23 protein-coding genes and 1 tRNA gene are annotated in these 21,801 nt (G+C 51.4%); 19 read left to right on the forward strand and 5 right to left on the reverse strand.

The window, feature by feature from the left end:
- The first annotated feature begins 39 nt into the window (after positions 1–39).
- Positions 40–180, forward strand: coding sequence for a hypothetical protein (locus tag ATORI0001_RS07945; protein WP_162010742.1), 141 nt, complete (start codon positions 40–42; stop codon positions 178–180).
- Here the strand turns inward: ATORI0001_RS07945 and ATORI0001_RS04165 are convergent.
- Positions 173–838, reverse strand: a complete 666-nt coding sequence (locus ATORI0001_RS04165) for a hypothetical protein (RefSeq protein WP_003148932.1) — start codon at positions 836–838, stop codon at positions 173–175. The genes ATORI0001_RS07945 and ATORI0001_RS04165 overlap by 8 nt on opposite strands.
- Before the next feature lie 288 nt (positions 839–1,126).
- On the opposite strand from ATORI0001_RS04165, the gene ATORI0001_RS04170 reads away from it, so the two are divergent.
- Positions 1,127–1,555 carry an Hsp20/alpha crystallin family protein gene (locus tag ATORI0001_RS04170; RefSeq protein ID WP_003149272.1) on the forward strand — a complete coding sequence of 143 codons (429 nt, stop codon included), beginning with the start codon at positions 1,127–1,129 and terminating at the stop codon, positions 1,553–1,555.
- Positions 1,556–1,707: 152 nt separating this feature from the next.
- Here ATORI0001_RS04170 and ATORI0001_RS04175 read toward each other — a convergent pair whose 3' ends face one another.
- On the reverse strand, positions 1,708–2,538 hold the full coding sequence (locus tag ATORI0001_RS04175; protein WP_003149346.1) for an MBL fold metallo-hydrolase: 831 nt from the start codon (positions 2,536–2,538) through the stop codon (positions 1,708–1,710).
- 56 nt (positions 2,539–2,594) lie between these two features.
- Between ATORI0001_RS04175 and tilS the strand changes: the two genes are divergently transcribed.
- The 4 genes from tilS to ATORI0001_RS04195 all read left to right on the forward strand — a co-directional run bounded on the left by tilS (position 2,595) and on the right by ATORI0001_RS04195 (position 6,773).
- On the forward strand, positions 2,595–4,157 hold the full coding sequence (gene tilS, locus ATORI0001_RS04180) for a tRNA lysidine(34) synthetase TilS (protein WP_187446067.1): 1,563 nt from the start codon (positions 2,595–2,597) through the stop codon (positions 4,155–4,157).
- Positions 4,158–4,168: 11 nt separating this feature from the next.
- A complete protein-coding gene (hpt, locus tag ATORI0001_RS04185) occupies positions 4,169–4,717 on the forward strand; it encodes a hypoxanthine phosphoribosyltransferase (RefSeq protein ID WP_003149078.1) in 549 nt (182 codons plus the stop codon).
- 74 nt (positions 4,718–4,791) lie between these two features.
- Positions 4,792–5,970 (forward strand): pyridoxal phosphate-dependent aminotransferase, encoded by a 1,179-nt coding sequence (locus ATORI0001_RS04190; RefSeq protein ID WP_003149662.1) that lies wholly within the window; start codon positions 4,792–4,794, stop codon positions 5,968–5,970.
- On the forward strand, positions 5,970–6,773 hold the full coding sequence (locus ATORI0001_RS04195; protein WP_003149432.1) for a phosphatase: 804 nt from the start codon (positions 5,970–5,972) through the stop codon (positions 6,771–6,773). The genes ATORI0001_RS04190 and ATORI0001_RS04195 overlap by 1 nt, the downstream gene beginning before the upstream one ends.
- A gap of 65 nt (positions 6,774–6,838) precedes the next feature.
- On the opposite strand, the gene ATORI0001_RS04200 is transcribed toward ATORI0001_RS04195, so the two are convergent.
- On the reverse strand, positions 6,839–7,684 hold the full coding sequence (locus tag ATORI0001_RS04200) for an exodeoxyribonuclease III (RefSeq protein WP_003148897.1): 846 nt from the start codon (positions 7,682–7,684) through the stop codon (positions 6,839–6,841).
- 124 nt (positions 7,685–7,808) lie between these two features.
- Here ATORI0001_RS04200 and folP point away from each other — a divergent pair, with 124 nt between their 5' ends.
- Entirely contained in the window at positions 7,809–9,245 is a 1,437-nt protein-coding gene (gene folP / locus ATORI0001_RS04205; protein WP_003148925.1) for a dihydropteroate synthase, read from the forward strand.
- A gap of 4 nt (positions 9,246–9,249) precedes the next feature.
- Positions 9,250–9,918, forward strand: a complete 669-nt coding sequence (locus tag ATORI0001_RS04210) for a biotin/lipoate--protein ligase family protein (RefSeq protein WP_003149616.1) — start codon at positions 9,250–9,252, stop codon at positions 9,916–9,918.
- On the opposite strand, the gene ATORI0001_RS04215 is transcribed toward ATORI0001_RS04210, so the two are convergent.
- Complete coding sequence (locus ATORI0001_RS04215) at positions 9,899–10,666, reverse strand: type III pantothenate kinase (protein ID WP_003149416.1); 768 nt, start codon at positions 10,664–10,666, stop codon at positions 9,899–9,901. The genes ATORI0001_RS04210 and ATORI0001_RS04215 overlap by 20 nt on opposite strands.
- Before the next feature lie 124 nt (positions 10,667–10,790).
- Here ATORI0001_RS04215 and rpmE point away from each other — a divergent pair, with 124 nt between their 5' ends.
- The 10 genes from rpmE to rbr all read left to right on the forward strand — a co-directional run bounded on the left by rpmE (position 10,791) and on the right by rbr (position 18,561).
- Entirely contained in the window at positions 10,791–11,213 is a 423-nt protein-coding gene (gene rpmE / locus ATORI0001_RS04220; protein WP_003149057.1) for a 50S ribosomal protein L31, read from the forward strand.
- Positions 11,214–11,356: 143 nt separating this feature from the next.
- Positions 11,357–13,528: a DNA polymerase III subunit gamma/tau gene (dnaX, locus tag ATORI0001_RS04225; protein WP_003149409.1), complete on the forward strand. Its 2,172-nt coding sequence runs from the start codon at positions 11,357–11,359 to the stop codon at positions 13,526–13,528.
- On the forward strand, positions 13,528–13,866 hold the full coding sequence (locus ATORI0001_RS04230; protein ID WP_003149126.1) for a YbaB/EbfC family nucleoid-associated protein: 339 nt from the start codon (positions 13,528–13,530) through the stop codon (positions 13,864–13,866). Before dnaX ends, ATORI0001_RS04230 begins: the two co-directional genes overlap by 1 nt.
- Positions 13,866–14,477 (forward strand): recombination mediator RecR, encoded by a 612-nt coding sequence (recR, locus tag ATORI0001_RS04235; protein WP_003148893.1) that lies wholly within the window; start codon positions 13,866–13,868, stop codon positions 14,475–14,477. The genes ATORI0001_RS04230 and recR overlap by 1 nt, the downstream gene beginning before the upstream one ends.
- A 17-nt stretch (positions 14,478–14,494) precedes the next feature.
- A complete protein-coding gene (locus ATORI0001_RS04240) occupies positions 14,495–15,181 on the forward strand; it encodes a hypothetical protein (RefSeq protein ID WP_003149496.1) in 687 nt (228 codons plus the stop codon).
- A 121-nt stretch (positions 15,182–15,302) separates the two neighbouring features.
- A tRNA-Asp gene (locus tag ATORI0001_RS04245) sits at positions 15,303–15,379 on the forward strand.
- 149 nt (positions 15,380–15,528) lie between these two features.
- Positions 15,529–16,320: an HAD family hydrolase gene (locus ATORI0001_RS04250; protein WP_050768520.1), complete on the forward strand. Its 792-nt coding sequence runs from the start codon at positions 15,529–15,531 to the stop codon at positions 16,318–16,320.
- An 80-nt stretch (positions 16,321–16,400) separates the two neighbouring features.
- On the forward strand, positions 16,401–16,940 hold the full coding sequence (locus ATORI0001_RS04255) for an RrF2 family transcriptional regulator (protein ID WP_003148919.1): 540 nt from the start codon (positions 16,401–16,403) through the stop codon (positions 16,938–16,940).
- On the forward strand, positions 16,933–17,880 hold the full coding sequence (locus tag ATORI0001_RS04260; protein WP_003148901.1) for an HhH-GPD family protein: 948 nt from the start codon (positions 16,933–16,935) through the stop codon (positions 17,878–17,880). Before ATORI0001_RS04255 ends, ATORI0001_RS04260 begins: the two co-directional genes overlap by 8 nt.
- A gap of 135 nt (positions 17,881–18,015) precedes the next feature.
- Positions 18,016–18,561, forward strand: coding sequence for a rubrerythrin (gene rbr / locus ATORI0001_RS04265; RefSeq protein WP_003149581.1), 546 nt, complete (start codon positions 18,016–18,018; stop codon positions 18,559–18,561).
- Between the two features lie 169 nt (positions 18,562–18,730).
- Here the strand turns inward: rbr and nth are convergent, their stop codons facing one another.
- Positions 18,731–19,426, reverse strand: coding sequence for an endonuclease III (nth, locus tag ATORI0001_RS04270; protein WP_003149465.1), 696 nt, complete (start codon positions 19,424–19,426; stop codon positions 18,731–18,733).
- A gap of 288 nt (positions 19,427–19,714) precedes the next feature.
- Between nth and glgB the strand changes: the two genes are divergently transcribed.
- Entirely contained in the window at positions 19,715–21,757 is a 2,043-nt protein-coding gene (glgB, locus tag ATORI0001_RS04275; RefSeq protein ID WP_003149332.1) for a 1,4-alpha-glucan branching protein GlgB, read from the forward strand.
- Positions 21,758–21,801: the final 44 nt, after the last annotated feature.

Here is a 21,801-nt window from a genome sequence, read left to right on the forward strand (position 1 = left end):
AGTATTCCTTTTCGAGCAGCGCTCCCTGAGACACCACGTTTGGTTGATAGTGACGTAATGAGCGATGAGGAGTTGAGAGCAGCATTTATGAAGGGCTATCAAGAGGCCATTAAGGGTGATGTTGTTCCTGCTGTTCCGTCACTTTCAGTATTGCATAGCGAGTCGCAGCTGCTTACCTAACAGCAGAACCCCAAGTAGCTGACATCCATGTCCAAAGGAAATAGGCAACAACGGCGATAATTGCAAGTACCACAATGGCTGCAATCAGAGAACCTGCGTGCATGCGGCGTTCTTTCTTTACAAAGATGTCGCGCTGTCCCTTGGGAACCTGCAAGTACTGACCATAATGAAGATCTTTTTTGAGCTGTGCGATCTCGGCTTTTGATCGACGCCAACTGCGGCTGCCATGACCATGATGTGCCCTGCTAAGCGTAAATTCGGAGTCATGCGAGACGGCAGCTTCATCTTCCTCATCGCGAGCAAAATCGTTGATGGGAGCTACGGTTTTATGTGCGCGACGTTCGCGAACGTACGATGTATGCGTATGCCCATCACCCATGTGGCGCTCGTGATAAACGTGCTTATGAGATGATGCAACGTTATTCTCGGGATCTCCCTCAAAGGAGGTTTCGCCAGAGAACACCTCAACGGTCTCATACTCGCCTTCAACTGCCCGTGCGACCGCATCTGAATCTTTCATTTTGAGATGATTGCCTGAAGAGCTTGAGGAAGTTTTGCGAGTAATGTCCGTTGCAGCCGACTCATCAGCAGATACCCGATCTGATGTATGGTCTGCTTCGAGGGGGAACTTCTCGTCAGAATATGTCGTCTGATCCACGTTAACCTCCGCGGTTGAGCGATTATTCGTTACATATTTTAGTCCATGTACGCATATCTGTCGCGTTGCGATGTGGATTGCTTGGAAAGAAAGTCTCAGTTGATGAACTTTGAAAGAATATGCACATAGTATTCGCAGGAATATATGAGTCATAGACGCTTAGATAACATAAGTCCATAAAGCTAAGAAAATTTGAAAATAATGATTAAAATCAGATTGGGTGGGCATATACAACAGCGAACAACGGAATGCCAGAAATGGCATACAAACAGTGAAGGAGTGGTTTTTATGAACAGCATGGTTCCTTTTGATCGTTACGCACGTGGCTTGAGCAATTGGCCTTTTGGCGGCAGCTTAGAGAGCTTCTTTGATTCGCCTTTTTCATCTACGAGTTCTGAGGCGTTTCCGGTAAACGTTGAGGACGCTGGCGAGAAGTACGTGGTAACTGCAGAGCTCCCGGGTCTTTCTCGCGAAGACATTGATGTTGAGCTCAATGAGGGTCGTCTTTCTATTACAGCGGAGCGCAAAGAGTCCGATGAGGAGAAGGGCAAGAATTACCTGCATAAGGAATCCTCTGAGTGGCGCGCAACTCGTGGCGTGTATCTGAAAGATGCAGCTACACAGGGTTTGAGCGCAAAGCTCGACAATGGCGTACTGACTATTTCCGTTCCAAAGCAGGACGAAAAGGCAAACGTTACCAAGATCTCCATTGACTAAGCTGCGCACAAACCGGTTGAACCGTTATATAGGTTGGTATGCGTGAAGACTGGGAAAGAGGTCGAGAAAAGCGCTTGCGTTCCTCAAAATCCACGTATTCCTTTCCCGTAAGTGAGGAAAAGCGGTCCGGAGTTTTACTCCGGGCTGCTTTTTTAGAGAACGCTCATGGGCCAATCTTGGCTGGCGACAAGAACTTGCAAACCATCGGCCGTTTTTGCCTGGGTACAGGTATCGTTTACCGGTTCTGCGCCCAGTGCGGCGGCAAGGGTTCGCACGGCAAGACTGGGTCGATTGTTTTCACGTGAGAGATGCATGCCAACGACTGTCCTTGTGTTAGGGCGTATCAGTTCCGCAAGCGCAGAAGCTGCTTGCTCATTTGAGAGATGTCCATAAGGCCCGCCAACGCGCTCTTTAAGCACCTGCGGATACGGACCTGTGGCAAGCATATGCTCATCGTGGTTTGATTCAAGTGCCAAGATGCGGGCGCCTGCAAGTTCCGTAAGAGCATCATCGGTCAGGATACCCGTATCGGTACAGTATCCGATACTGTCTATCTCAAGGTTCTTCTCGCCAAGGAGGCTGAAACGAAAGCCTACGGGTTCGGCTACGTCGTGCGACGTGGAAAATGCTTGAACCGATATCTCTCCGACACACTTCTGCACATCCGTTGAAATCAGAGAAAATTCAACCCCATCCATGCTGCTACGGCCGGAAAGGATGTGCGCGGTTCCTGAGGTGGCAAATATGGGGCCGTCGAAGTGCTTTGCGAACACACGGAGTCCGCCTACATGGTCCGAATGTTCATGCGTTATAAAAACCGCAGCTATACAATCTGTATCAATGTCAAGTTCCTTGGAGCGACGGAGCAATTCTCGCCGGGAAAGTCCGCAGTCTACTAAAATACTCGTTTGAGGTCCTTCAACAATGGCTGCATTTCCGCTTGAACCGCTGGCAAGAATGTGAAGATGAATCCGTGGTGTCATAAGAGCCTTTCATGATTTACACTCAAAGTATCATAGTAGCTTGTTTGTGAGGTGCCGTGCCAACTGTTTCACACCGATATCACCCGTCTGTTCCAACGATCGTTCCTGACGGAGCGCCTGTGGTGCTGATGGTTTCGGGAGGCGCCGATTCTACGGCGCTTTTGGTTATGGCCGCAACGGATGTTTTGGATGTGCAAGACGGTCGAGGCCGTGCCAAGATAGCGCAAGATCGCCTGTGTGTGCTTCATATCAACCACCAGCTTCGCGGCGCAGATGCCGAGAAGGACGAGCAGTTTGTTCGCACGCTTTCCGCCAAATATGGCATCACGTGCGTGACACGCTCGCTCGACATTGCATCCATTGCTGCGGCCGACCACTTAAACGTGGAGGATGCTGGTCGGCGCGTCCGGTATGAAATTGCAAATCAGCTGGCAAATGAATTGTGCGAGCAGGCTGGCGTGCCGCGCGCTTCTGCCCGTATCGTAACGGCACACAACGCTAACGATCGTGCGGAAACCTTCCTTATGAACGTAACGCGTGGTACGGGCACCTCGGGGCTCGCATCCATTCCGCGTCGCCGTAATCGCATCGTGCGTCCGCTTTTGGGGTTTACCCATCTTGAGCTGTGCAACTACCTTGTTGAACGGGGCATTTCTTGGCGAGAAGACCTTACCAATGCCGATACATATTATCTGCGCTCATATATTCGCCATGAGATACTTCCACGCCTTGAAGTAAAAAACCCTCAGGTACTCTCTGCAATTTCAGGTGCCTGCGACATTGTGTCGGATGAAGATGCCTACGTAAGCGGTGTTGCTGCGCGCTGTTTGAGAAAGCTTACGGTTCGAGAGTACGATGGATATGTGGTGCTTGATGCGGCACGCCTTGCGGCAACCGATGTGGTGATTGCTCGCCGCGTTATACGTTTGGCCGTAAAGAACCTGGCAGATGATCCGCGCCTTGAGGCACGTCATGTTGAGAGTGTTCTTATGGCGGTGGCAAACGGAAGAGGTGCGGTTAATTTGCCTCAGGATATCCAGGCGCGTATCGAGTTTGGAACGCTTACCCTTGCCAAGGCATATCGTAAGGAACGCGCAGGTAATATTCCAACAGGTACTCATGATGCTCATACTCACATATCAGAGACTTCGTTTTCGGCGTGGCTCAGCGTTCCGGGAGAGCAGCAGCTTACTCAAAATCGAAGACTTCGAGCGCGGCTTATTCCGGTGGAACATGGCCTTGATGTGGTGTCGTTCGCACGTGCGCATGGTCGCGAATGGTTGGGGGAGTCGGTGTTGTTGGATGCCGAAGCCGCGGGAATAGATGCCACGCATGGCGGAAGGCTTTGGATAGAGCCTCCCTGCGCGGGAGATGTTCTTTGTCCGTTGGGTATGCACGGACAGTCAAAAAAGCTTTCCGACCTGCTGAGTGCTTCTCGCCTCCCTGTGGCCGAACGTAGAGGCGTGCCTGTTGTGCGCACATCCCCAAACGGTCGAATCGTGTGGGTTGCGGGAATTCGGGCGGACGAACGATCAAAATGCACACAAGACACAAAAGTGCTGCTAGAATTAAGCATCCACGAGAGTTTGATAACGGTGTCAGACAGCTACGGTGGCTGAGAGGAGCCAATATGGCAGAAGCGCATCCTGATATTGAAAGCATTTTACTATCTGAAGAAGAAATCAAAGAAATCGTTGCGCGTATGGGCAAAGAGATTACACGCGATTACGCCGATAAGAATCCGCTTGTTATTGCAGTACTCCGGGGTGCCGTCGTGTTTATGGCGGACGTCATGCGAGCTATCACCTGCCCTATGTCCGTTGATTTTATGGCGGTTTCAAGCTATGCCGATGGGGTTAAAAGCTCCGGCGTCGTTCGCATTGTGAAAGATTTGGATACCAAAATTGAGGGCCGTAACGTATTGATTGTCGAGGACATTTTGGACTCCGGTCTTACGCTCTCATACCTTATGCGTATGCTGCAATCGCGCAACCCCGCATCTATTGAGATTGCGGCCTTTGTGGTAAAGGATATTGAGGGAAAAAAGCCGGCGGTAGAGCCTCGTTATGTGGGAGCGCATGTACCCAATGCGTTTGTGGTTGGTTATGGCCTTGATTATGCTGAACGGTATCGTAATTTACCGTATTTGGGCATTTTGAAGCCATCGGTATACGAGTAGGTATATCCTGCAAAGAAGGCAGTAGGTTTTATGGGCGTTTACGGACGCTCTGAGGTTCGATACAAGGAGTTGCCATGGGTATCAATCAAAAGAATCTAAATTACGGACAGGCAAAATCTGCCATTCGAGAAATCGCAGGATTTGCGGCTCGTCGCCGTGCTGAGATTGGTGCCGACAACGTCTTTGACTTCTCTATCGGAAATCCCTCCGTACCTGCACCATCTGCGGTGAAGGCATCCATCGAACATGCTTTGACGCTTCCGCCACAGGCAGTCCACTCCTATACGGCAGCCATCGGAACTCCTGCCACACGTGAGGCGGTGGCCACATCACTGTGCCGTCGCTTTGGAGAAGGCACCGCAACGGTGTCCGATGTCATTATGACCTGCGGAGCTGCCGCTTCCGTTTCAATGGCGCTTCAGGCAGTCGTTAACCCGGGCGATGAGGTCATCGTTATCGCTCCGTATTTTCCTGAGTATAAAGTGTGGATTGAGCACGCCGGTGCCGTCTGTGTTGAAGTTTTGGCTGACGAGAAGACCTTCCAAATCGATGCCGAGTGTCTTTCTGCGGCCATAACTTCTCGCACGAAAGCCGTCATAGTAAATTCGCCCAACAATCCCGTGGGTGCGGTATATACACGAGAAACCCTTACGGCACTTGCGGATGTTTTGCATGTGCGCGGAACTGAGTTGGGAGAGCATATCTACCTCATCTCCGATGAGCCGTATCGAGAAATTGTGTACGGAGGCGTTGAGGTTCCTTGGATACCTGAGGTATATGACCGCACAATCGTGTGTTACTCCTACTCCAAGTCACTGTCTCTACCGGGTGAGCGTATCGGTTGGGTGCTTATTCCGCCAACCAATCCCGAGCACGATGATCTATATGCGGCCTCTGCCGGTGCGGCTCGTGCTTTGGGCTTTGTATGCGCTCCGTCCCTGTTCCAGCTTGTATTGATTGACTGCGTTGATGAGCCTGCCGATATTGAGGCATACGCAAAGAACCGCGACGTGCTCACACGTGGACTTTCGGATTTGGGTTATGAGTATATCCAGCCTGACGGAGCGTTCTATTTGTGGGTGAAAGCTCCCGGTGGTGATGCACAGGAGTTCTGCACGCGAGCCCGCGCGTATGAGCTGCTGCCGGTTCCCTCTGATTCGTTTGGATGTCCCGGTTGGCTTCGCGTGAGCTATTGCGTGCCCTACGATATCTGCGTCAATTCCCTTGACGCGTGGAAAAAGGTTGTCTCTTAATGCGCATTCTGTGTGACGTTCATACGCATACCATGTACTCGCGCCATGCGTATTCCACGATGGAGGAAAATGTCCGTGAGGCGGCATCTCAAGGGTTTGAACTCTTGGGATTAACGGATCATTTTTCTTCGATGTTGTACGAAGAGCAGATACTCAAGAACTTCCAGTTTTTTCTCAACCTGAATGTCATTCCGGAAGTTTGGCACGGTGTCCGTGTTTTGCATGGCTGCGAGGTAGATATCGTTGACCTTGAGGGCAACCTTTTTGGACACGATATTGTTGTGGATACGTCAATCAACGGCGACAAGCTCGCACACCCGCGATACCTTGGTAATCTTGTTCTGTCTCGCTGCGATTATGCGGTGGCAAGTATTCATGGAAAAGATTGGGCGAGAAGTGCAACGCCAGCACAGGTGACACGGATGTATGTGAATGTGCTGGATAATCCTCATGTTCTTATCTTGGGGCATCTTGGAAGAAGCTTTCTTGACTTTGATGTGGATGCGCTGGTTTGTGAATGCCGTGACCGCGGTAAGCTCATTGAGATAAATGAAGCAACGTATGCGGAAGGGCATGCGACAGAGCAACAGGACAGATGCCGTAGGATTGCGGAGCGCTGTGCTGAGCTGGGATGCATGGTTTCATTTGGATCTGATGCGCACATTGCAACGCGTATCGCGCATGCCGATTGCGTATCCCGTCTGCTTGATGAAATTCACTTTCCGGAAGAGCTTATGGCATGTCGCGATGCCGCAACGTTTCTGAAGGTAAAAGAAGCGGCCGGGGTAGGTATACCTCACTGAGGTGCGGTATACCACCGGATAAGCACTGCGCCATACCACCGGATAAGTATGCACGCGTAAGAAAACTACAGCTCTATGGTGAGTTCAACGGGGCAATGATCGCTGCCGTAGACTTCGTTCAAGATGGCCGCACCGGTAATCTGTTGTGCAATGCGATTACTGACAAGGAAGTAGTCAATGCGCCAGCCTGCGTTGTTTTTGCGGGCGTTAAAGCGATAGCTCCACCAGCTATAAGCGCCGGTCACATCGGGGTGCCGATAGCGGAACGTATCGGTAAACCCCGCGTCAAGAAGTTTCGTGAAGCTCTCGCGTTCTTCATCAGAAAATCCGGCGTTTTTGTGATTGCTGCTGGGGTTTTTGAGGTCAATCTCAGTGTGGGCAACATTGAAGTCTCCACAGGTAATGAGTGGTTTTTGTGCAGAAAGCTCTGCAATAAAATCTCGATAGCGCTCATCCCAAACCAGGCGCTCGTCAAGCCGTGCAAGCTGCTCTTTTGAGTTGGGCGTATACACGTCAACAAACCAGAACCGATCAAATTCCAAGGCACAGACGCGACCTTCATTATCAGCAACCGGAGATCCAATTTGACGTATAACCTGCAGAGGTTCTTCTCGCGAGAAAACCGCCGTGCCCGAGTAACCCTTGCGCTCAGCATAGTTCCATGTTTGAAAATAACTGGGTATATCAAGGTCAACTTGGCCTTCTTGCAGCTTAGTTTCTTGAAGGGCAAAGATATCGGCATCGATTGTTTCAAAAATCTCGGTAAACGAAGGATCTTTTTTTAAGACGGCTCGTAGTCCGTTGACGTTCCACGAGGCAAACTTGTATTCTTTGGTATCTGCAGTGTTTGAGCTGCGGGAAGTTTGAGAGACGGCGGTGTCGGACTTTTGTGTGTTATTTGTAGCACTCATGGTTTCTCACTTTCTCGGATGGTCATAGACCATGGTAAACGAGTAAGCGCGCAAAAACCTCTACAATAGATACGTTCACGACAAGCGCAATGAAGTTACATCGTGCTCGCGCAAGGAGGCCTTCATGCTGAGGCAAAGCTATACGACATGGCAATGTGGTACCCATACCCTTTCTCTTGCTCGTCCGCGAATCATGGGCATCTTAAACGTCACGCCCGATTCGTTTTCTGACGGAGGAAAGAATTTTGATGCGAAAGCAGCAATCAAGCGAGGTCTTCAGATGCTTGATGAGGGTGCGGACATCATAGACGTTGGTGGTGAGTCAACCAGACCCGGACATACGCCGGTGGATCCAAAAGAAGAGGCCGAGCGTGTGGTTCCCGTAGTCCGTGAGCTCCTTAAGGCCGGAGCGCTTGTTTCCATCGATACGCGCCATGCCGAGGTGGCACGCATGTGCGTCCGTTTGGGAGTGCAGATTATCAATGACGTTTCGGGTTTTACCGATCCTGAAATGGTGAAGGTGGCTGCGGATTCTAAGTGTGGTTGCATCGTGATGCACTGGAACAAGGAGGGTTTGGGTGCGCATGTTGAGCGCAAGCGCGTTGCCCTTGACGACAGTAGGCCGGCTCGTCCGGAAGCCGCTCGTTCTCTCACATCACAGCGCCGCTTTACCCTGCCTGAAGAAGCGCCTATCATGCGTCAAATTATGGGCTTTTTGGGCGATCAAGCGCGTATTCTCATGCGAGCCGGCGTTTCTCATGACCGTATTTGCATCGATCCCGGCCCGGGCTTTGATAAGTTTGCCGATGAGGACATTGTTATTCAGCGGGCCACACGCTCCATGGTTTCCATGGGCTACCCGCTCATGTGTGCGGTATCGCGGAAACGCTTTGTGGGTGCGGTGTCGGGTGTGAGTACGGCGGGGGATCGGGATGCGGCAACGCAGGCCATTTGTATTGCCGCCATCACTAATGGGGCCAGAATTCTCCGTGTGCATGATGTTGCGGGTGCCGCACAAGCCATTAATTCATTTTGGGCTATGACCGAAAAAGATTCGCGTCAGGGATTTGTGGCGCTTGGCTCAAACGTGGGTGATCGTGTGGCGTATTTGGCTCGCGCAACACAGCTCATAGATGAGATCCCTTTGACGTGCGTAGTGTCTGTGAGCCATGCGTATGAGACGGAACCGGCCTACGGTATTGCAACGCCGGTTGCCAATGCGGTGGCTGAAATCCGAACCGAGCTCCATCCGCTCGTGCTTCTCGGCGAGTTGCTTAAAGTCGAAGACACACTCGGTCGTATCCGCAAATCGGGTGAGGAAGGCCATGGCCCGCGTACCATCGACTGCGATTTGCTTTGGGTTGAGGGAGAAGAGCATGCCGGCCAGCGCCTGACGCTTCCACACCCGCTCCTCGGTGAGCGCGACTATGTGCTGGTTCCCATGGAAGACCTGATGCACGATCCGGTCCGCTTCCTTACCCACAGCGGAGTTGAAGTTCTCCCTTCCGATCAGCGTGTTGGTCATGTCACGGCCGACCTCGGCGAAGTTGTTTGGGAGTAGCTCCGTGAGTGTGTTTGATACGGTAGTCAAGCTGGCGCAAACCGGTGAGCAAGCAGGAGTTTTTCTTGCGGAAGACGGCAATGGAAAAAGCATCGGCCAAGGCGAGAAGCACGTTGAATGTGCACTCATTCTGCGTCCCGATGTTCCCATGCAACAGGTAATGGGCATTCCGTACGTTGTGGCGTATGGTTTGGCGGAGGCTCTTGAAAATACCGTACCGAACATTGGCATTGCGTGGCCCTATGGGATTGTTATTGGGGGTACGCCTGTCGCTTCCATACGAGCCCATGCAGGATATGCGGACGGTATGTTTGTCGTGTGCGGGTTGACGTTTGATTTTGAGGAGTTTCCTGAAGTTGGAGAGCTTCTCGCCACAGGGGCATTGAGTCTTACAAATTTGGCACAAAAGGCCATGGCTACGGTAGGTAGTTGGGCTGAAAATGTTAAGGCGGGTCGCGCGGCTGCAGGGCCGCTTGCACCCATCCTGAATGAGTATTTTGAGCGTGTAACGTTGCTTGGTCAGACGGTTGATGTGGTGTATCCCAATGGTAACGTGGCGTATACGGCACATTTTGGTGGCGTTGACGTGTGGGGCCGTGCGATTATTGTGGATGATGAGGGAAAAGAGACCGCCATCACACCTGAACAGGCATCTATCCGCGCTTCCAGATGAGATAAATACCACGCAAGGTGAGTTCTGGATCCACAACATCAAATACGTCTGTTGCAACACTCACAGTCTTTGCAAGGCCGCCCGTGGCAATGATTTTTGCACCACCAATGCCAGGCTCTTGCAAAATTCGAGCTACAAGACCTTCTGCCTGTGCCGCTGTACCAATGACCAAACCCGATTGAACGGCACTTTCGGTGTCGTCACCCAAAGCCGATGCGGGAGCTTCTATGGGGATACTGGAAAGCTTGGCTGCGCGTTCAAAAAGTGCGTTTGCAGACAGCATAAGACCGGGAGAAATAGCGCCACCGCGATATGCACCCGAATCATCAACAACGTCGATATTAGTGGCCGTGCCAAAGTCAACTACCACCACGGGAGACCCATATCGATCGCGAGCAGCCACGGCATTGGCAATGCGGTCAGCACCAACACGCTCCGGATGTGGCATGTGTACGGGTACCCCAGTATTGGAAGAAGCGCTGATTGCAACCAGCGGTCTCTTCAGAAGCACTTCAAAACAACGCTTCCAAGCTCGGGAGATGGCAGGAACAACGCAAGCAATTCCTCCGGCGGAAATATCATCAAGCAAAAGCCCATCTTTCATGAAGAACGTAAACAGACGTCCATGCAGCATGTCTGCCGTGTCAACGGAGTTTGTCGACATGCGCCAGCCGTGAAGCATCTGGCCCTTCTCGTCAAAAAGTCCAAGGGTCGTTTGAGTATTGCCTACATCAATAGCTAAAAACATGTCGCCTCCGTGTAAAGCGGGGAATAGTTCGTTCTATCCTAGCGAAACCGTGCAGACTCTGCTATACTCATTCGGCTATTCCCTTGCTCTGGTCGGAAACCAGAGCCGATGTAAGGAGTCCTGTATGAAGCAAGGAATTCATCCTGAGTACGTTGAGTGCACCGTTCGCTGCACTTGTGGCAACACGTGGACCACACGCGCAACTGTTCCGGAAATGCGTGTTGACCTCTGCGATAAGTGCCACCCATTCTATACTGGTCAGCAGAAGCTCGTTGATACGGGCGGTCGTGTCCAGCGCTTCTCCAATAAGTTCGGTGAAGCTGCTTCCGCTCGTCTTGATGCCGCAAAGGCCGCCAAAGAGGCAAAGGCCGCAAAGGCTGCAGAGCAGGAAGCTGCTCGTAAGGCCGCTGCTGAGGCAAAGGCTGCTGAGAAGGCAAAGCGTGCTGCAGAGTTCGCCAAGAACGCTCCCGTTGAGGAGCCTACCGCTCCGGCTGCACCTGAAGCCCCGGCGGAGGAGTCAGCTGCTACTGAGACTCCGGCTGAGTAGTAGTTCGGCTTTTGGCATACAAAGCATAGTGATAAGGGAGCGGCTTCAGCTGCTCCTTTTTTCGTGAGGTTACATCCTGGCGAGAAGAACATAAACCTGACGGGTATACTTAAATGCGTTCACTCGAGTGCGTCGGAGGACGTATGGAATCGTTATACACAAAGTATCGGCCGCAAACATTCGAGCAGGTTGTCGGTCAGAAGCATGTTGTCGGAACTTTGAAGCGCGCAGTGCTTGAAGGTAAGGTGAGTCATGCCTACCTGTTTTGCGGGCCCAGAGGAACCGGCAAGACAACCATGGCTCGTCTGTTGGCAAAAGCATTGCTTTGTCGTAAAGCTCCCGGACAGCTTCCGGATGGAACTTGCGAAGAATGCCAGCTTATTGCGGCGGGTAATCATCCCGATGTGGTGGAGATAGACGCCGCATCCAATACCGGCGTTGATAATGTTCGAGAAGAGATTATTTCTCGCGCAAATTATGCGCCGGTACGGGGCAAAGGCAAGGTTTATATCATTGACGAAGTGCATATGTTGACCACTGCAGCCTTCAATGCCTTGCTCAAAACTCTTGAAGAACCGCCAGCTCATGTAACATTTATTTTATGTACGACAGATCCGCAAAAAGTATTGGGGACCGTTCTTTCGCGTGTGCAGCGCTTTGACTTTCACGCTATTGGCAACGAAGAAATGCTGAGTCACCTACAGCAGGTTTGCGAAGCCGAGAGTTTCCAGTATGACGCTCGTGCGCTTGAGCTGATTGTTCGTCATGCTCGCGGAGGCATGCGTGACGCACTGACTTCTTTGGAGCAGCTGTCTGTGTTTGGCGATGGGGTGGTGTCGCTTGCCATTGCTCAGGACTTTTTGGGTGAGGCGTCAGGGTCACTTCTCGCGCACGTCTCGACGGCCATTGCAAAGCGCGACGTCTCAACGCTTTTTGAGCAGGTTAACACGCTCGTTGATGAAGGCCGCGACGTACTGCAGTTTACGCGAGAGCTTGCGGCTCATATACGTAATGCCTATGTGATGGCGGCGGTTGGTCCCGATACGTCTGCGCTTACAATAACCGATGACGAGCGGACACAGCTTGCGCAGGAGGTGCGTGAGTATCGTTCGGCTGACAGGCTTGCCCGAGCGCTCACGATACTGGGGGATGCTTCAAACCAGATGCGCACGGCATCCAATCAGCGATTGGTTCTTGAGATTGCCTTTACGCGCCTTGCTCGTCCCACGTCCGATTTAACACTTGAATCTCTTGCTGAACGTATAGCGGATTTGGAGTATCAGCTGGCAGATGGCGTGTCGAGAAGTACATCTGATGTGGATACTTCTTCGGTAACCGAAGTAACCAAACCACCGGTTGAAACTGCACCCACGCCAGTGGTTGAGGTGTCTGCTCAAATGACATCTGCTCCAGTGGTTGAGGTACCCGTTCAGCCGATGCCCACACTAGTGGTTGAGATGCCTGCTCAACCAGCACCGCTCACGCCACCTGTATCCGAACCTACTCCAGAGGTACCTTCCCAGGCCGAAACGTCCTCACATGATGCTTCCGCTCGTACTCCGGGTAATGCCGATGAGGCAACTCTTACACGGCGTTGGAAGCAGATTGTAAAGCAGTACCGAGAGAAAGCACCTGCACACGGTTCACTTCTCATGAATTCAACGCTTGCTTCAGATGATGGCTCCAACCTGCTGGTTTTGCTTCCCAAGGGATCCGAGTTTGCCTCGGCGATGCTTGGACGAGAAGAGATTAAAAAGGAACTCCTTACGTTCATTGAGCCTGTTTTGGGTATGCGAACCGTTACATACGGGGAGTCATCGCTTCAAAATAAGGCCATTGCTGATGCGGAACGTGCGCTCAAACCGCAAGAGCCTCCGCGCATACGCAAGAGAGACGCACAGCCGCAAGGTTCAACGGAGCCCGCAGTGAGCGCGGCACCGGCACCGGTTGCGACACCGGCGACGGTACCAGCACCAGTATCGGGACCAGTACCGGCATCGATGCCGACACCAGTATCAACATCAGCACCAATACCAACACCGGCACCAACACCAACACCAACGCCTGCTCCCGATATGGTGCCGACACCGACACCGGAGCCGATACCGGAATCGGAACAAACGCCAAAGACACGGCAGGCACCAAAAGCAGCACCCGGCTCGCCTGAGGATGTAGCTGTTCAGTCGGCGCTTCCAAAAGAACTTGCGAGTGTTGCGGCAATGCTTGAAGATGTATTTGGACCCGCACTATCTGTTTCATTTGAGTCAAAAAAGGACCAATCTAAGGATCAACCTGTCGAGAACAAGGAGAGCTAATGGCTAAAGGTGGATTTAACAGAGGCGGTATGAACCGCAATCAAATGATGGCGCAGGCTCGTAAAATGCAGGAGCAGCTTTTGGCGGCTCAAGAAAAGGCTGCCCTTACCCTGCATACGGCAAGCGCTGGCGGTGGAGCCGTAAAGGTAACGGTTTCGGGCGATTTGCGCCTTACGGATCTCAAAATTGATCCCGAGGTTTTAGATCCCGAAGATGTTGAAATGCTTCAAGATATGATCATTGCGGCCACCAATGATGCGCTTGAGTCCGCTGAGAAAGCAGCAAGTCAAGCAATGAGTTCCGTTACGGGTGGCTTGAATATTCCGGGATTATTTTAATGGCATTTGATCCAACAAATGACGGGCGAGCTCTTCAGCGTCTTCTCGATGAGCTTGGACGTCTTCCGGGCATCGGCCCTAAATCAGCGCAGCGCATTGCGTATTATCTGCTTGAAGCCGATTCCGAGGAAGCCCAGCGGCTATCTCGTGCGATTCTTGAGGTAAAGCAGCAGGTTCATTTTTGCCCCATTTGCTTCAATTATGCAACACGTGACGAATGCGACGTGTGCATGGACGCATCGCGGAATCGATCAGAAATTTGTGTAGTCTCTGAGCCGCGCGACGTGTCTGCCATTGAGCGTACCGGGGTTTACCATGGTCTCTATCACGTTCTTGGCGGTGTTATTTCACCGATGGATAAGATAGGTCCGGAGCAGCTTCATGTACGAGAGTTACTTTCTCGTTTGGCAGACGGTACGGTACAAGAGGTTCTTCTCGCCACGAATCCTGATGTGGAAGGGGAGACTACGGCAACGTATCTCGCACGGACGATTGCGCCTTTAGGGGTAAAAGTTTCGCGGCTTGCAAGTGGTTTGCCAGTGGGTGGTGATTTGGAGTACGCTGATGAGGTGACACTTGGTCGTGCTATTGAAGCGCGCCGTGAGGTATAGGTGACAAAGGAGCTATAATGGCAAATCACATGTCGCATCATATGGATATTGAACCGGATGACGAGAAGACCCCGCATTCTTCCCCGATTAAATCGAGCGATATCTCTACCATTCATGCCGGTCAGGGTGTCCACATGGCCCGAGAGAAGATCACCGACGGACTGGAAGAACAAAACCCACATACCCGGCGCAATATGATTGTGCTGGTTATTATTACCCTTATTGCGCTTGTTGCTCTCTTTTGTATCGTTCGCTGTGTTGCGTCTTCGCATGAAGCCGCTCCGGAAAAAGAAACAAAACAAACCGAGTCTGCCTATTCCTCTGAGAAACAGCAGGATGAACAGGATGCGCAGGGTAAAATTACCTATCAAGGCTCGACATATGCCATCGAAAAGCAAGATGACGGTAAATACGGCATTACGCGTGATGGCGGATCAGGCAATAAAACGATTGTCTTTAAGGTTGACGGAACTCCAACCAACTTGGTGCTTTATAACGGAACTATTCTTGTTCCCGAGAATAACAATGGTAAGTGGGACGTTGTAGCCTATACCATCGGAGACGGTGCTCTTCCGGTACTTGTAGCAGACAAGAACGGAAATACCGTTGGTGGAGAAGGAACCATTGCATCGGCGGTACTTGATGGAACTTCTTTGAAGGTAACTGACTCCAGTGGCAATGTTACAAACGTTGCGCTTGAATAGGTTTACCAGCGGTTTTTATGTGCGTTGCGTGCGTCTTTTGGAAAAACTATAAATTCATGGGAAATCTTGCTAGACACGGACGGGTTTTCCCTGTAAACTTTCAATTCGCGCAAAGGCGTCCGGGGTATTAGCTCAGCTGGTTAGAGCGCCGGCCTGTCACGTCGGAGGTCGCGGGTTCGAGCCCCGCATATCCCGCCATGTGCAATTACAACCTCCTTCGGGAGGTTTTTTTATGGCGCGAGTTACAGGTATAATTTCTTGTCGGTAATGGGGACTTGCAGTATATGTGATGAATGAAGCGTTTTGAGGGTATACACATGCACGTCTGCAAGAGGTGGTGAGGAAGTATGGAGTACGCAAACCAAGACACAAGGACCGCTGCGCAAGTGGTTGTTTTTGACTTTGATGGAACCGTTATTGCAGGTCAGTCGGGTTTTCTATTTGCTGCGTATCTTTACCGCCAGCATATCTCATCCCTTATGCGCACAATCCGTCTTGCATGGTGGGGGATACGCTATAAGTTCCATCTTCCGCAACGCCAAGAAGAGGCCCGTGAGCTTGTTATGGGCGCACTGACCGAGATGGACGTTGCGCAGGCAAATCAAGTCATGCAGTCATTTTACCAGGACGTCATTGCATCGCGGTTTCGCCCCGAGGCACTTCTCGCCGCAAAACAGCATCATGATATGGGTCGCGTGGTACTTTTGGTTTCAGCAACGTTTGTCCCCATAGCGGAGCGCGCCGCAGAGTATTTGGGCGCCGATGACTTTATGGCCACACAAATGCAGGTTGCAGACGGTCACTATACCACGCGAGTGCTGGGATCCGTCGTTGAAGGTGTCGAGAAGCCCCGCGCCGTTGAAAATTGGTGCAACGAGCATCTTGGTACTGGGGCATGGGAGATTGTCGACGCGTATGGAGATCACTATTCTGATGTTCCTTTATTGGGTATGGCGCAGAATGCTCATGCGGTTTGCCCCGGTCCAACGCTCGTAAAGATTGCTCGACAGCGCGGATGGGAGATATTGAATTGGTCTTCAGCTGAGGCGCCAAAACAACCGTCGGCTGGCTCTGTGTCGCATCAATCAATGGATTCACTGGTAGATAAGTCATCCGAGTTGCCAAAGAAGTGTAATTAATAAGAAGCGTTTGAGCTGAGTTTGATACGTGTGGCCTGTGAGAGGGCTGTCCTTATAGAAGGACTGAGGAGGGCAAATATATGGAGGTTTCAAGAAAGACAGACTATGCTCTGCGTATTTTGAGTATTTTGGTCAAGAACCCCGATAAGGTCATTTCCGTGAGAGATGCGGTGCAGGCAAGCGATGTTCCCTACTCATTTGCACGCGTTATTCAACACGATCTTGTCCGTTCACATATCGTCTCGTCTATGCGGGGTGCGCAGGGCGGCATGAGTTTGGCGGTCGATCCAAAAGAGATTACGCTGCTTGATGTAGTGGAAGCCATACAAGGCCCTATTTTAATCGCAGGTTGTGAATCTGCCGGTCCTGACAATACGCCATGTCCTCGTAAAGCGTCCTGCTCCTTTAATCCCGTATGGTGTAATGCCGAGAAAATCCTCCGGTCGTATTTTGCGTCCGTGACGTTAAGTCAGATTGTTGAAGAGGGCTTGGTACCCGAGTTATCCGGTAGCTTTCGGGTGGTAAAGAGCGAGAAGTCCCTCCGCCCCGATAAGCTTAAAAAACAAGTGACTGATACTCTCGGGAATGCTCATACTCAGACGGCAGGTCAATGTGAATAGTTGGCACCAAGACCTTCTCGCGAGCGATGCGTCTGCAAATAAAAGTGAGGCCGCATTGAGGCCGGACTCCGATTCGATGGATCTTGAGGCGTTTTGTGACTTGGTGCGGACCCGTGGTCGCGAACTGTATCGCGATTTGCCTTGGCGCAGAACATATGACCCGTATGCCATTTGGATCTCTGAAGTTATGCTTCAGCAGACGCAGGTAAGTCGTGTCATGGATCGCTGGCAGCGATGGCTTGAGCGTTTTCCTACGGTAGATGCACTTGCGGCGGCTGCTCCCGCTGATGTGCTTGAAGAATGGCAGGGGCTGGGGTACAATCGCCGCGCTCTTTTGGTGCATAAAGCCTCTCAGGCTGTTTCTGAGTCAGGGGGAGTGTTTCCACGTGAGGTAAAAGAGCTCGTTGCCCTTCCCGGTATCGGACCTGCCACCGCAGCTGGTATCCGCGCCTTTTCTTGGAATCTGCATGGTGTGTACCTGGAGACCAATGTGCGGGCGGTATTTCTGCATGAACTTTATCCTGACGCAGAGGGAGTGCCGGATTCCGAGTTGATTCCTCTTGTGGAAAAAACGTGTCCCTCCGATGATCCTTTCCGTGAGCGTCCGGATGACAATCCGCGCAGCTGGTATTACGCGCTTTTGGACTATGGAGCACAGCTTAAGAAGACCCTTCCCAACCCCGGCAGAAGATCCAAGACTCATGTGCGCCAGTCAAAGTTTGAAGGATCGCACCGGCAGAAGAGGGCAACGCTTTTGCGACTCCTTCTGGCTCATAGAGACGCAGGAGGCACAACCGCCGAAACGCTTGCAAAAGAGCTTAATTCCGTTGAGGTTGCGGCAGGGCGAGAAGCTCTTCATATGGGTGCTGTACTGGGATTACTTGAAGAATTGGCAAAAGAGGGATTTTGTTACCTGCGCGGTGACATTTGGTGCGCATAGTGGGTATAATGAGCGACGTTGGTGAGGATTACCATACGGTAAGAACTCCGATGTTACGTAAAACCAAATAGGGGATGGTTTTGCTACAATGCAGGTACGTTTTGATCATCCGGTCAAAACAGGAGAGGAGAAAAAATGGCTGTTGATTTTGAGAACTCACAGACAAAGAAGAACCTTGAGGCTGCCTTTGCCGGCGAGTCCCAGGCATGCGTCAAGTATGGCTTCTATGCCAAGCAGGCTTCAAAGGATGGATATCAGCAAATTGCCGATATCTTCAATGAGACATCCGGTAACGAGAATGTTCACGCCAAGTTGTGGTTTAAGTATTTGCATGATGGTAAGGTTCCTGCAACTCCCGAGGCTCTGAAGGATGCTGCTGCAGGCGAGAATTACGAGTGGACCACCATGTATGCAGATTTTGCCAAGACTGCCGAGGAAGAGGGCTTCAAAGAGATCGCCGCTAAGATGCGTCTTGTTGGCGAGATTGAGAAGGCTCATGACGAGCGCTACAACAAGCTCCTTGAGCGTGTTGAGTCCGGCGAGGTCTTTGAGCGTCCCGGTGTCAAGGTCTGGCAGTGCCTCAAGTGTGGCCATCTGCACGTTGGTCCAACCGCACCAAAAGTATGCCCCGTATGTAATCACCCACAGTCCTATTTCCAGGAGCGTGCTCTTAACTACTAGGGTGTGACTGCACGGTTCTTCTCAACAAGAACCCATTCATTGCTTGCAAAAAGAAGTGTCTCCACGGGAGGCACTTCTTTTGTATTAACGGAGCAAACACATAATCAAGGGCGAGAAGAACCTCGATACTTACGCGCCAAGTTTTTCCTGGTGGCCCCTCATCAAAACTCTAACGTTTAGAGCTTTTCTTGCCGCTGCCTTTGAACCAGCGATTGGGCTGTCCGCAAGAAGGACAAATGTCCGAAAGGGGACAGGCGCTACACGTGGGATTTCGGGCGGTGCAGATATCACGACCAAAGTGAATCCACTCTTCGTTTACGTCTTTCCAAAGTTCATGAGGTAAAAGAGAAAGAAGATCTTGTTCGGCAGCAAGCGGCGTGGCGGCAGAGGTAAGGCGCAAGCGGCTGGCAATGCGGTAGACATGCGTGTCGACGGCGATGCCGTCGACCGTGTTAAACATCTTATTAAGCACGATGTTTGCGGTTTTGCGCCCAACTCCGGGAAGTTTTACCAGCTCTTCCATGGTCTGAGGAACTTCTCCGCCATAATCAGCCATAAGTATTTGCGCCATCTCGGTGCAGTGAGCAGCCTTTGCACGCCAGAAGCCGATGGTGCGTATGCATTCACCAACTTCAGATGGCTGTGCAGATGCCATCGCCTCGGGATTGGGCCAGCGTCTGAATAGTTCAGGCGTTACCTTGTTGACGGCGGCATCTGTGGTTTGTGCCGAAAGCATTACGGCTACAAGCAGCGTATATGCATTGTGATACTCAAGCGCACTTTCTACATGGGGATACAATGTATGTAAGCGCCGACACGTTTCGACGCCGCGTTCCTGTTTCAGCCTTTTACTTTCCCTGGGCATATCCTCTCCTTGGTGCAATCAAACTATGCGCTTTAGGTGTCCCTTATCATAGCGGAATCGGATTTGAAATCGGTTCTTCGTTGTGCACATGAGAGGAAATCTGCCGATGTGTAAACATAGCCAATTTGGTTAATGTTATCCACCGAGGTAATACGACCGTTCACCTCGTTTATTGTTAACTCTTTTAAATAAATTAGTATGCTGTAATAAATATGCTGTTACTGGCTTAAAATAAGAGTGCGTGACTTTTGGGGAAGTAGCGGTGCCTCTTGGGGGCTGGAGGTCTCTATGAACGTGAAGGACAGTTCGCTGTATGTAACAAAAGATGACATTTACCTTTTTGGTAAGGGTGAATGGTATCAAAGTTACGAGAAGCTCGGAGCTCATCCTGCGGTAGCGGATGATGGTACAGAGGGTTATCACTTTGCCGTTTGGGCACCAAATGCGTTGTCGGTCTCCGTGGTAGGAGATTTTAACGATTGGAATGATCAAACCAATCAGATGGCTCGCACAAAGACGGGAGGCATTTGGGAAACTTTTGTCCCGGGTGTGCCGGAAGAAGCGCTCTATAAGTATGCGGTTGAGTCATCCGGCGGAGAAATGACTCTCAAGGCGGATCCGTATGCGTTCTATGCCGAGATACCTTCGGGAACTGCATCGCGGACGGCTGACCTTGCAGGATATACCTGGAATGATAAAAAGTGGCTGAACGCTCGTAAAAAGTCAGACTTCCTTGCAAGCCCCTTGAATATCTTTGAGGTACATCTTGGAAGCTGGAAGCGCCATGATGACGGACTCGACGGTAACGGGCCTGCAGGCGATACGCCGGAATCCAGCGGCGGCAGTTTCCTTACATACGACGAGCTTTCCGATGAGCTTGTATCATACGTTTCAAAGATGGGCTATACCCACATTGAGCTTTTGCCTGTTATGGAGCATCCCTACGACGGTTCATGGGGCTATCAGGTAACAGGATACTATGCACCCACCTCTCGCTATGGAACTCCCCAGCAGTTCATGCACTTTATTGATACCTGTCACGAGGCAGGTATCGGCGTTATTCTCGACTGGGTTCCCGGCGGATTTTGTCGTGACGCGCACGGGCTTGCCCGCTTTGACGGCGAGAAGCTTTACGAGCGGGAAGAACATCCCAACTGGGGCACATATAAGTTTGACTATGGACGCGGAGAAGTTCGAAGCTTCCTGATCTCCAACCTCTTATGGTGGCTTTCGAGCTATCATGCGGATGGCATTCGCATGGATGGTGTTACTAGTATGCTGTACTTGAACTTTGGTATCGATGATCCCGCGCGTAAGCGTTTTAATGAAGAAGGTACCGAAGAAGACAAGCAGGCAATTGAATTTGTTCGCAGCTGCAACGTTACCGCGCAAAAAAGGCATCCTGACGTGCTGATGATTGCGGAGGAGTCAACGGCGTGGCCGCTGGTAACCTATCCGCCTTCCGTGGGCGGTCTCGGGTTCCATCTGAAGTGGGATATGGGATGGATGAATGACACGCTGCATTATTGCCAGACGGACTTCCCCTTCCGCCCCGGTAATCATCGCCTTCTGACGTTTTCCACCATGTATCAATTCAACGAGAACTTTGTGCTTCCACTGAGCCATGATGAGGTGGTTCATGGTAAGTGCAGTCTCATTACCCGTATGCCGGGCGATTGGTGGCGCCAGTTTGCCGGTATGCGCGCCCTTGCGCTCTATCAGATGACACACTCGGGCGCTAAGCTCAACTTCATGGGCGATGAGATTGCACAGTTCATAGAGTGGCGTTATTACGAAGGCATTCAGTATTTCCTTACTGAGCAATACCATACGCACGCTGATCAACAGCACTTTATTGCCGCGCTTAACCATTTCTATACCAAGCATCCGGCGCTTTGGCAGCATGCGTATGACGAGCTTGGTTTTGAGTGGATCGATGCCGACAACAACGAGCAGTCTCTCATTACCTTTATTCGCCGTGGCGAGAAGCCAAAGGATGACCTTGTGATTCTTTTGAACTTTGATGTTGCAGCACACGAAGATTTCCGTCTTGGCATGCCGCGTGCCGGACAATGGAGCGAAGTCTTCAATTCTGATGCGGAAGAGTTTGGCGGCTCCGGGGTCATCAATACCGCTACACTTACAACGGAGGATGAGCCGTGGAACGGTCGGGACCAATCGGTAGTGGTTCGTGTTCCTCCGCTCGGAGGTATGATTTTAGGGTATAGCGGTCCTCTTCCCAAAAAGACCGGTCGAGGAAAGAAGGTTACGAGTTCAACTCACCGAAAAGTAACCAGCACTTCTCGCCGTAAGCCGAAAAAGAGAAAGTAAAGCGCGCATTTTCAGCTAAGGAGTGATACAACTAAAGATACATA

Source organism: Lancefieldella rimae ATCC 49626, assembly GCF_000174015.1.
Classification (GTDB): Bacteria; Actinomycetota; Coriobacteriia; order Coriobacteriales; family Atopobiaceae; genus Lancefieldella; species Lancefieldella rimae.

What these genes read in the sequence shown, in the direction of transcription:
- ATORI0001_RS04195 (WP_003149432.1), top strand. Translation starts at nt 5,970, where the DNA reads ATGCGCATTCTGTGTGACGTTCATACGCATACCATGTACTCGCGCCAT.
- ATORI0001_RS04255 (WP_003148919.1), top strand. Translation starts at nt 16,401, where the DNA reads ATGGAGGTTTCAAGAAAGACAGACTATGCTCTGCGTATTTTGAGTATT.
- ATORI0001_RS04190 (WP_003149662.1), top strand. Translation starts at nt 4,792, where the DNA reads ATGGGTATCAATCAAAAGAATCTAAATTACGGACAGGCAAAATCTGCC.
- ATORI0001_RS04230 (WP_003149126.1), top strand. Translation starts at nt 13,528, where the DNA reads ATGGCTAAAGGTGGATTTAACAGAGGCGGTATGAACCGCAATCAAATG.
- nth (WP_003149465.1), bottom strand. Translation starts at nt 19,426, where the DNA reads ATGCCCAGGGAAAGTAAAAGGCTGAAACAGGAACGCGGCGTCGAAACG.
- ATORI0001_RS04240 (WP_003149496.1), top strand. Translation starts at nt 14,495, where the DNA reads ATGGCAAATCACATGTCGCATCATATGGATATTGAACCGGATGACGAG.
- folP (WP_003148925.1), top strand. Translation starts at nt 7,809, where the DNA reads ATGCTGAGGCAAAGCTATACGACATGGCAATGTGGTACCCATACCCTT.
- ATORI0001_RS04250 (WP_050768520.1), top strand. Translation starts at nt 15,529, where the DNA reads ATGGAGTACGCAAACCAAGACACAAGGACCGCTGCGCAAGTGGTTGTT.
- rpmE (WP_003149057.1), top strand. Translation starts at nt 10,791, where the DNA reads ATGAAGCAAGGAATTCATCCTGAGTACGTTGAGTGCACCGTTCGCTGC.
- ATORI0001_RS04215 (WP_003149416.1), bottom strand. Translation starts at nt 10,666, where the DNA reads ATGTTTTTAGCTATTGATGTAGGCAATACTCAAACGACCCTTGGACTT.
- hpt (WP_003149078.1), top strand. Translation starts at nt 4,169, where the DNA reads ATGGCAGAAGCGCATCCTGATATTGAAAGCATTTTACTATCTGAAGAA.
- ATORI0001_RS04200 (WP_003148897.1), bottom strand. Translation starts at nt 7,684, where the DNA reads ATGAGTGCTACAAATAACACACAAAAGTCCGACACCGCCGTCTCTCAA.
- ATORI0001_RS04170 (WP_003149272.1), top strand. Translation starts at nt 1,127, where the DNA reads ATGAACAGCATGGTTCCTTTTGATCGTTACGCACGTGGCTTGAGCAAT.
- glgB (WP_003149332.1), top strand. Translation starts at nt 19,715, where the DNA reads ATGAACGTGAAGGACAGTTCGCTGTATGTAACAAAAGATGACATTTAC.
- ATORI0001_RS04175 (WP_003149346.1), bottom strand. Translation starts at nt 2,538, where the DNA reads ATGACACCACGGATTCATCTTCACATTCTTGCCAGCGGTTCAAGCGGA.
- rbr (WP_003149581.1), top strand. Translation starts at nt 18,016, where the DNA reads ATGGCTGTTGATTTTGAGAACTCACAGACAAAGAAGAACCTTGAGGCT.
- recR (WP_003148893.1), top strand. Translation starts at nt 13,866, where the DNA reads ATGGCATTTGATCCAACAAATGACGGGCGAGCTCTTCAGCGTCTTCTC.
- dnaX (WP_003149409.1), top strand. Translation starts at nt 11,357, where the DNA reads ATGGAATCGTTATACACAAAGTATCGGCCGCAAACATTCGAGCAGGTT.